The sequence below is a fragment of the Micromonospora acroterricola genome (assembly GCF_003172955.1).
In the GTDB taxonomy this organism is placed as follows: Bacteria; Actinomycetota; Actinomycetes; order Mycobacteriales; family Micromonosporaceae; genus Micromonospora; species Micromonospora acroterricola.
The window spans coordinates 1-4,569 of sequence record NZ_QGKR01000127.1; the positions used below are offsets into that span (position 1 = coordinate 1).

The window sequence follows — 4,569 nt, forward strand, 5'->3', positions numbered from 1 at the left end:
CCTCCGGGCCGACCCACTGCGGCCCGCGCGGGCCGGGGGCGGGCTGTCCGGCGTGTCCGTACCCGTCGGCGTACTGCTCGCGCGGGTCGGCCTGCGCCGGGTAGCCGCCCTGGTAGGGGTGGGGCGAGTCGTACCCGTACGGCGTGGACGGGTTGGGCTCGCCGTACCCGTCCGAGGTGTGGTGCTGGCGTCCGTCCCAGCCGCGGTCGTCCCGCGGTCGACGTGGTGGCACATTCTGGTCGGCCATGTACCAATCCCGATTTCTGAAGAGCGCCGGAAAGCTGCGACCGGGCAGGTGCGGCAGGTGCGGCGACTGTTGCCTGAGGGGGTTGCTACGGCAAGGTAACCAAGCGGTCAGGTGCCTTCAAGGCGGCCTGAACTCCCTCGTGAGGGCACTTAAGACACCGCTCAGCACCCCCTCGCCCGCGTGCCGCGATCGGACGTCCGGGCCAGACCTCCCCAGCAGGGCGGACGCGCGCCGAGCGGGTACGGATCGGGCCGGGCCGTCGTACGCGACACTTTCCGCGGCGTTCACGACCACAGGCAAACTTAAGGTTCGGATAAGCCAGACGTGAGGTGGTCTCGGGAGTGAGGGAAAAGTAGCAACAGCGGGCGAGCGTGAGCCGCCGCCGCAGCGGGTATGCCGCCGAACCGCTGAACGCGTGAGGGGAAGGCAGCGCCATGCTCAGCAAAGAGGATCAGCGCAGGTTCGACCAGATCACCCGTCAGCTCCGGGAGAGCGACCCGGCTTTCTTCAAGCGGCTCGATCACCGTGTCCGGGCCCGTCGAGGCCGTTACCTGATGTTGTTGACCATCCTGCTGTGGGCGTCGCTGCCGGCGATGACCGTGGTCGCCGGCCGGCTGGCCGGGGCGATCTGCGCGGTGGTGCTGGTGGCCAACGCCGCGATCATGTGGCGGTTCCGCCGCCGCTGGACGTGACCGCTCACCGGTCGGCCGGGCCGAAAGCCCGGTACGCCCGGCGCAGCCGTTCGAGCAGTCCCGGCCCGCCGATGGCCGGCGCCGGCGGGCCGAGCTGGCGCAGGAGCAGATCCGGGCCGGTCGCCAACCGCGGTGGCCGATCGGGCAGGGGCACCGGCGGCAGCCAGAACCGGTCCACCGCCTCGGCCAGCGGCGTCGCCGACAGCCCGGCGAGCGCCCGGGCCGACCCGGCCGGTGCCACCGGGGTGTCCGCCAGGGCCGCGGACCCGTCACCGTCCAGGATGGACTCACTGTCCGGGGCGGCGACCGGTTCGGGCGCCGGCGCCGCGCCGGTGGCCTCGGCGCGCCGGGCCCGGAGCCGTCCGAGCAGGTCCGCTCGGGCCCGGCCGCGCCAGTGCAGCAGCTCGAACGGGTCCGCGTCGAACGCCTCGGCCAGCAGGTAGAAGGTGGCCGCGAGGTGCTTGCACGGCACCGCGAAGTCGGGGCAGCTGCACCGCTGGGTCAACTCGTCCACACCGGACGGGAAGAGCGGTGCGCCGGCGGCGGCGAACAGCTCCTCCAGCTCGTCGGGGAGATCCCCGGCGAGCAGCCGGGCGCTGAAGAACGCCTGCCCGGCCAGCTCCTCCTCGATCCGGGACCAGAGCGGGGCGGAAAACGGCGCCAGCGCGATGGACACCTGGTACGGCTGCGGCCGGGAGCCCTGCACGACGGCGCTGACCCGCCCGGGAGCGATGTCCAGGCGGAGCACCTGGCCCTTCCGCGCGTACGACCGGCCGCGGGTCAGGCGGGTGCCGAGCGCGAACGACTCCAGCACCTCCAGGAAGCGCCGGGACCACCAGGACCGCCCGATCGCTCCCCGGGCGCTGCGCGCCCGCAGGCCACCGTCGACCCGCCGGGGGCGGCCGTAGTCGGCGAACCGGTCACCGGTCGGCTGACTCACTCCACCACCGCCCCGGCCTCCAGCGCGAACAACTCGCGCAGCTGCCCGGTGGACAGCTCGGTGATCCACTGCTCGCCGGTGCCGACCACCCGCTCGGCGAGGTTGCGCTTGTCGGCGATCAGGGCGGCCACCTTCTCCTCCACGGTGCCGGCGCAGACGAACTTGCGTACCTGCACCCGCCGGCGCTGCCCGATCCGGAAGGCCCGGTCGGTGGCCTGGTCCTCCACCGCCGGGTTCCACCACCGGTCCACGTGCACGACGTGGTTGGCGGCGGTGAGGGTGAGCCCGGTGCCACCGGCCTTGAGGGAGAGCACGAACAGCGGTGGCCCGTCCGCCGACTGGAACCGCTGCACCATGGCGTCCCGCTCGGCCTTGCCGAGCCCGCCGTGCAGGAACAGCACCTCCCGGCCGAACCGCGCGGACAGGTGACCGCGCAGCATCGCGCCGAACTCGGCGTACTGCGTGAACAGCAGCGCCCGCTCCCCCGCGGCCAGCACCTCCTCCAGGATCTCGGTCAGCCGGGCCAGCTTGCCGGAGCGGCCCTCTAGCGGCGAACCGTCACGCAGCAGCTGGGCCGGGTGGTTGCAGACCTGCTTGAGGCGGGTCATGGTGGCCAGCACGAGCCCGCGCCGTTCGATGCCGTCGCTGGACTCGATCCGGGCGAGCATGTCGTCGACCACCACCCGGTAGAGGGCGGCCTGCTCGGCGGTGAGGTTGCAGAGCACCTCCATCTCCAGCTTCTCGGGCAGGTCGGAGATGATCGACGAGTCGGTCTTGAGCCGGCGCAGCACGAACGGACCGGTGATCCGGCGCAGCCGCTCGGCGGCCTCGGTGTCACCGTGGCGCTCGATCGGCTCCGCAAACCGCTTGCGGAACGTCGCGGCCGGTCCGAGCAGGCCGGGGTTCGCGAACTGCATGATCGACCAGAGGTCGGCGAGCCGGTTCTCGACCGGCGTGCCGGTCACCGCCACCCGCTGCCGGGCGGGGAGCGCACGGACCGCCTCGGCCTGCCGGGTGGAGGCGTTTTTGATCGCCTGCGCCTCGTCCACCACGACCCGGTGCCAGTCGATGCCGGCCAGGTCGACGGCGTCGCGAGCGCCCACCGAGTAGGTGGTGAGGACCAGGTCCGCACCGTGCGCGGCCGCCGTGAACTCCGCCCCCCGGGCCCGCTCCGCGCCATGGTGTACGTGGACACGCAGCCCCGGGGTGAACCGTGCCGCCTCCCGCTGCCAGTTGCCGACCAGTGACATCGGACAGACCAGCAGCGTCGGCCCGGCGTCCGGCGGGTCCCCGGCCAGCAGCGCGAGCAGTTGCACGGTCTTGCCCAGCCCCATGTCGTCGGCGAGCACGCCGCCCAGGCCCAGCGACCGCAGGAACGCCAGCCAGGCCAACCCGCGCCGCTGGTACGGCCGCAGCGTGCCCTGGAATCCCGGCGGCGGGTCCAACGGGGTGAGCCGCCGCTCGACCGCGCCGGCGAGCAGGTCGCCGAGCGCCCCGTCGGCGGTCACCTCCAGCACCGGCAGCGCCCCGGTGTCCTCGCCGTCGGCAAGCCCGAGGCGGAGCAGGTCGGCGACGGTCAGCTCGCCGGCCGAGCGGAGCAGGCGCAGCCCGGCGGCGAGCCGCCCCGGGTCCAACTCCACCCAGCGGCCACGCAGCCGCACCAGCGGGGTCTTCAGCTCGGCCAGCGCGGCCAACTCGTCGGCGGACAGCGGGTGCTCGCCGAGCGCCACCTCCCAGCGGTAGTCGACCAGCGCGTCCAGGCCGACCCCGGCGTCGGCGCCGGCCACGGTGCCGGGCGCGGTACGGCTGCGGGCGCGCAGCCGGGCGCCGAGCCGCGCCGACGGGCGCTGCCACCAGGAGGGCAGCAGCACCCCGAAGCCGGCGGCGTGCAGCACCGGGGCGCCCTCGCTGAGGAACCGGTGCGCCCCCTCGACGTCCAGCTCCATCGCCTCCGGGGCGGCGGTGCGCAGCGCGGCGTCCAGGTCCGGCCAGAGCCGGCTTGCCCGGCCCAGCTCGGCGAGCAGGGTCTCCTGTGGGCTGGCCGTACGACCGGCCAGTCCAGGGAGGGTCTGCGGCGCCCGCCAGACCTGCCCGGCGTCCACGTGCAGGCCCGGCTCGTCGGCCGCCTGCAACCCGAACTCCAGCCGCCACCGACCAGCCCCGACCGGCTCCACCACCGTCGGACCGGCTTCGGCCGGCTCACCCTCGACCGGGTCGCCCCGGACCGGGCGGGTGGCCAGGATCGGCTCGGTGACCTCGTCGGGCGCGGGCTCCACCAGGCGGAAACTCGCCCGGACCGGTCCCCCGGCGGCGTCGCATTGCCAGGCGTCCAGCTCGGCCCGGAGGGAGGCCAGCGCGGCCGGGTCGACGGTGAAGTCGCGGCGGGGGCCGGCGAGCGCCGCCAGCCAGGCCGGCGCCGGACCCCCCGGTCGCAGCCCTCGGGCCAGCGTGGTGGACGCGAGGGCGGCCCGGGCGGCGGCGTCGGTCAACGCGTCGAGCGCGTCCGCGACCAGCGCGGCGGCCGTCAGCTCGGCGCCGTCCCGGCCGGGGGCAGCCTGCGCGACGGGGTCCGACACGGCGGCGCGGGCAACGCCGTCCGACACGGCGGCCGACGCGGTGGCCGCCGAAGCTGTGATGGCCCGCCGGGTGGCGGCCGACGCGGTGGCGGCCGCCACCCGGCGGGCCATCAC

General features: G+C 74.9%; 3 protein-coding genes and 1 pseudogene. 1 reads left to right on the top strand and 3 read right to left on the bottom strand.

The genetic code is table 11. The annotated features are described in order from the left end of the window. A pseudogene (locus DKT68_RS04940) lies at positions 1–247 on the bottom strand (DUF1800 domain-containing protein); the annotation flags it as partial. Positions 248–681: 434 nt separating this feature from the next. On the opposite strand from DKT68_RS04940, the gene DKT68_RS04945 reads away from it, so the two are divergent. Further along, on the top strand, positions 682–939 hold the full coding sequence (locus DKT68_RS04945; protein ID WP_109816237.1) for a DUF3040 domain-containing protein: 258 nt from the start codon (positions 682–684) through the stop codon (positions 937–939). Positions 940–943: 4 nt separating this feature from the next. On the opposite strand, the gene DKT68_RS04950 is transcribed toward DKT68_RS04945, so the two are convergent. Together DKT68_RS04950 and DKT68_RS04955 are read right to left on the bottom strand one after the other, a co-directional pair. Continuing rightward, complete coding sequence (locus tag DKT68_RS04950) at positions 944–1,879, bottom strand: SWIM zinc finger family protein (RefSeq protein WP_109816238.1); 936 nt, start codon at positions 1,877–1,879, stop codon at positions 944–946. Further along, a partial coding sequence (locus DKT68_RS04955; protein WP_201748900.1) for a DEAD/DEAH box helicase occupies positions 1,876–4,569 on the bottom strand: 2,694 nt, incomplete at its 5' end. The genes DKT68_RS04955 and DKT68_RS04950, both read right to left, overlap by 4 nt.